At 69.1% G+C, this 4,090-nt stretch carries 3 protein-coding genes and 1 pseudogene; 2 read left to right on the top strand and 2 right to left on the bottom strand.

Annotated features, from left to right (window positions below; translation table 11 throughout):
* The first annotated feature begins 135 nt into the window (after positions 1–135).
* Positions 136–804, top strand: a complete 669-nt coding sequence (locus DK254_RS32960; RefSeq protein ID WP_109937184.1) for a TetR/AcrR family transcriptional regulator — start codon at positions 136–138, stop codon at positions 802–804.
* A complete protein-coding gene (locus tag DK254_RS32955) occupies positions 801–1,391 on the top strand; it encodes a YigZ family protein (protein ID WP_109937183.1) in 591 nt (196 codons plus the stop codon). The genes DK254_RS32960 and DK254_RS32955 overlap by 4 nt, the downstream gene beginning before the upstream one ends.
* Positions 1,392–2,197: 806 nt before the next feature.
* Here the strand turns inward: DK254_RS32955 and DK254_RS35335 are convergent.
* Positions 2,198–2,926, bottom strand: coding sequence for a methyl-accepting chemotaxis protein (locus DK254_RS35335; protein WP_371921206.1), 729 nt, complete (start codon positions 2,924–2,926; stop codon positions 2,198–2,200).
* A 138-nt stretch (positions 2,927–3,064) separates the two neighbouring features.
* A pseudogene (locus tag DK254_RS35330) lies at positions 3,065–4,087 on the bottom strand (cache domain-containing protein); the annotation flags it as partial.
* Between the last annotated feature and the right edge of the window lie 3 nt (positions 4,088–4,090).

Here is a 4,090-nt window from a genome sequence, read left to right as displayed (position 1 = left end):
AGGAAAGGGCCCCCGCGGGGGATTTTCCCGCCCCGTTGCGGTGCACCCCGGGAAAAACGCCGGATTCGCTTGAATCCCCCGCCCCGCCTGGGTTATCCATGCTTCGCCCTTTCGCTGAAGCCATGGATACGCCGTATGACTTTCCCAGTGCCAGCCCACCTCGCCGAAGGCTCCGAGAAGCCCGCCGGCCGCATTCGCCAGAAGAACGAGGAAGTCATCCTCGCCGCCGCCGAAGAAGAGTTCGCCCGCCACGGCTTCAAGGGCACCAGCATGAACGCCATCGCCCTGCGCGCCGACCTGCCCAAGGCCAACCTGCACTACTACTTCAGCAACAAGCTGGGGCTCTACACTGCGGTGCTGGGCAACATCCTCGACCTCTGGGACAGCACCTTCAACCATCTCAGCGCCGAGGACGACCCGGCCACCGCCCTGGCCGGCTACATCCGCGCCAAGATGGAGTTCTCCCGCCGCCACCCGCTGGCCTCGCGGATCTTCGCCATGGAGATCATCAGCGGCGGGCAGTGCCTGAGCAGCCACTTCAACCAGGACTACCGCGCCTGGTTCCGCGGCCGCGCGGCGGTGTTCGAGGCCTGGATCGCCGCCGGCAAGATGGACCCGGTGGACCCGGTCAACCTGATCTTCCTGCTCTGGGGCAGCACCCAGCACTACGCCGACTTCGCCACCCAGATCGCCTTCGTCACCGGGCGCAAGCGCATGTCCCGGCAGGACTTCAGCGAGGCCGCCGACAACCTCATCCGCATCATCCTCAAGGGCTGCGGGCTGACGCCGCCGGCCACGGCATGAGCTTCACCCTCGCCGGCCCGGCCAGCTACGCCGAGGAAATCCGCAAGAGCCGCTTCACCTGCCTGGCCGCGCCCATCGCCAGCGAGGCCGAGGCCCAGGCCTTCCTCGCCGCCCACCGCGACGCCAGCGCCGGGCACAACTGCTGGGCCTGGAAGCTCGGCGCGCAATACCGCTTCAGCGACGACGGCGAACCCGGCGGCACCGCCGGGCGGCCGATGCTCGCGGCCATCGAGGGCCAGGCCATGGACCGCGTGGTGGTGCTGGTCAGCCGCTGGTTCGGCGGCATCAAGCTCGGCACCGGCGGCCTGGCCCGCGCCTACGGCGGCTGCGCGGCCAAGTGCCTGCAGGACGCCCCGCGCATCGAGCTGGTGCCCAGCACGCGCCTGGCTTTCGCCTGCGGCTTCGCCGAGCACGCGCTGCTCAAGGCACGCATCCTCGCCCTGGGCGCGAGCATCGAGGACGAGGCCTACGGCGCCGAGGGTGTGGATATCCGCCTGAGCCTGCCCGATATCAAGGTCGAGGAGCTGCAACGCATGCTCGGCGACCTCAGCCGCGGCCGCATCCGCGCCACCCGCCTCGACGACTGAAGCAATTATCCCCAGGGCTTTTCCACCGGCGGTGGATTTTTGTCCCCGGTTCCTGTGCGGCATCCTGTGGACAAACTGTGCCCCCTCCGCTCCAGGCCACGCTAACCGTGGCCTGCAAGGCTTTGCGCAGAATTTGTCCAAACCCCGCAAAAGGCCGTTTCCGGCTATCCCCGGATAGCGTGGGCAAGGCTGTGGAAAAACTGTCGATGAAGCCTTCGGAAGCAGGTATTCCGGGGGCTGCGCGAGGCTGTACGTTTTTTGCTCTGTAATGGCCTGAAGGCCACGTAATTCAAGGGCTTAGGCCGGGCTTGGCAGCACCGGAAAAGGACCCTGGACAAGCCCGGTATAAGCCCTTGGCAAGCTGTGAATATCCTGGTGGAAAACCACGCTGGAGGCAGCACTTGTGCAGGGCAGGGGAAAGGCTGCGAAGAGGCCGGCGGAACTGGGGTTTTCCGCGGCCAGGCGAATGGATTGCTCACAGAGGCCGTGGACAGTGTTGTGGATATCCTCTGGGGAAAACTTCCGATGCCAGAACCGCCGCCGGCTGGCGAAAACTGTACGTTATTTGAGCAAAAAGCCCCGGAATTGCTGGGCTGCAGAAGGGTATCCACAAATCGAAGAGGCAAAAAAGCGCCTATGGAGCCTCCCTGTGGAAGCCTGCCGCCTGTGGACAGCGAAACCCCCTTTTCAACAGTGGATAACCGAGCCCGATCGGGACGTCGGTGGTTCGCGAGCAAGCTCGCTCCTACGAAGAGCCGGTACGGTGCCGACCTGCAGGAGCGAGCTTGCTCGCGAACCACCACCCGTCACAAGCGGAACTGCCCCATCTGCCGCTGCAGGTCGTCGGCCAGGCCGCGCAGGGCGTGGCATTGCTCGCGGCCCTGGTGCACCTCGCCGGCGGTGGCGCGGGCCAGGTCGGCGATGCCCTGGACGTTGCGGTTGATTTCCTCGGTGACCGCGCTCTGTTCCTCGGTGGCGGCGGCGACCTGGTGGTTGATGTCGCTGATGCGCTCCACCTGGTCGGCGATGGCGCCCAGCGAGGCGCCGGCGCGCTGGCTGGCGGCCAGGCCCTCGCCGGTGGCCGCCTGGCCCGAGTGCATGGAGCTGACCGCCTGCTCGGCGCCCTGCTTGAGGCGCTGGATCATCGCCTGGATCTCGTCGGTGGAGCCCTGGGTGCGCCCGGCCAGGGTGCGCACCTCGTCGGCCACCACGGCGAAGCCGCGGCCCAGCTCGCCGGCGCGCGCGGCCTCGATGGCGGCGTTGAGGGCCAGCAGGTTGGTCTGCTCGGAAATGCCGCGGATCACCGCCAGCACCTGGTCGATGGTCGCGACCTGCGCCGCGAGGTCGCTCACCGCCTCGGCGGCCTGGCCGATCTCGGCGGACATGCGCTCGCCATGCTGCAGCGAGCCGCCCACCACCTGGCGCGCCTGGCCGGCTTCGCCACGGGCCTGCTGCGAGGCGCTGGCGGCCTGCTCGGCGTTGCGCGCGATTTCCTGCACGGTGCTGCCCATCTCGTTCACCGCCGTGGCCACCATGTCGGTCATCTCCTGCTGGCGGCTGGCGTGCTCCGCGGTGTTATCCACAACCCGAGCCACTTCGGCCACGCTGCGCTGCAACTGCTGGCTGGTGGCGAGCACGGCGCCGATCAGCTGGCGCTGGCCTTCGAGGAAGCGGTTGAAGCCGCGGGCCAGGTCGCCCAGCTCGTCGGCGCGGGAGTCGTCCAGGCGGCGCGTCAGGTCGCCGCCGCCGGCGCCTATGTCCAGCAGCGCCGTGGTCACCTGGCGGATCGGCCGCACCAGGCCGCGGGCCAGCAGCACCACCAGGCCCAGGCAGAGCAGCGCCACCGCCGCGCCGGCCAGGCCGGACAGGCGCAGGGCCTGGCGCGCGTCGGCGTAGACCTCGGCCTCCGGCACCTCGCTGACCAGCGTCCAGCCGAGGTCGCGCAGCGGCAGGCTGGCGGCCAGGTAGTCCTCGCCATCGCGTTCGAAGCGGCTGCTGTGGAAGCCCGGCTGGCCGAGCAGCGCCCGGGCCGCGTCGTCGCCCACCAGGTCGGCCAGGGCCTTGCCGCGGGCCCGGGCCGGGTCGGGGTGGATCTGCACCTGGCCGTCGTTTTTCACCAGGTACACGTGGCCGGACTGGCCGAAGCGGAAGTCGCGGATCAGCTTCGACAGCTCGTCCATGCGCAGGCCCAGGCCGGCGATGCCCAGCAGCTTGCCGTCGCGCTCGACGCGGCGGTCGATGAACAGCGTGAGTTCGCCGCTGCCGACGTCGGTGTCGATGTTCAGCACCTGCGGCCGGCCGCTGCCGATGAAGTCGAAGTACCAGGCGTCCTGGGGCTCGCTGCGGGACAGGGTGCGTTCCTTGCCCTTGTCGCTGTAGTAGGCGTCGCTGGCCCGGCTGACGATGAGCGCGGCGAAGGCCTGCTGCGAGGCGCGGATGCCGCCCAGGTAGCGGACGAAGTCGGCCTGCCGCGCCGGGTCTTCGCCGGCGGCCAGCCAGTCCTGCACCAGGCTGTTGTCGGCGATGCCGGCGGCGGCGGTGAGCGGGCCGGTGAGCCGGCGCTCGAAGTCGTTGGCGATGGCCTGGATGCTCGCCGGCAGCGCCTGTTCGAGCAGGTAGCGCTCGCTCAGGCGGTTGACCAGCACGGCGTAGAGGCCGAGCACGATGAGCAGGCTGAGCAGCAGGGCGGCGCCCATGCT

It is taken from the genome of Pseudomonas sp. RW407 (assembly GCF_003176655.1).
In the GTDB taxonomy this organism is placed as follows: domain Bacteria; phylum Pseudomonadota; class Gammaproteobacteria; order Pseudomonadales; family Pseudomonadaceae; genus Pseudomonas; species Pseudomonas delhiensis.
This window is presented reverse-complemented; position numbering and strand designations above follow the sequence as displayed.

Coding starts and splice junctions, on each gene's coding strand:
- DK254_RS32960 (WP_109937184.1), top strand. CDS start 136: ATGACTTTCCCAGTGCCAGCCCACCTCGCCGAAGGCTCCGAGAAGCCC.
- DK254_RS32955 (WP_109937183.1), top strand. CDS start 801: ATGAGCTTCACCCTCGCCGGCCCGGCCAGCTACGCCGAGGAAATCCGC.
- DK254_RS35335 (WP_371921206.1), bottom strand. CDS start 2,926: ATGGTGGCCACGGCGGTGAACGAGATGGGCAGCACCGTGCAGGAAATC.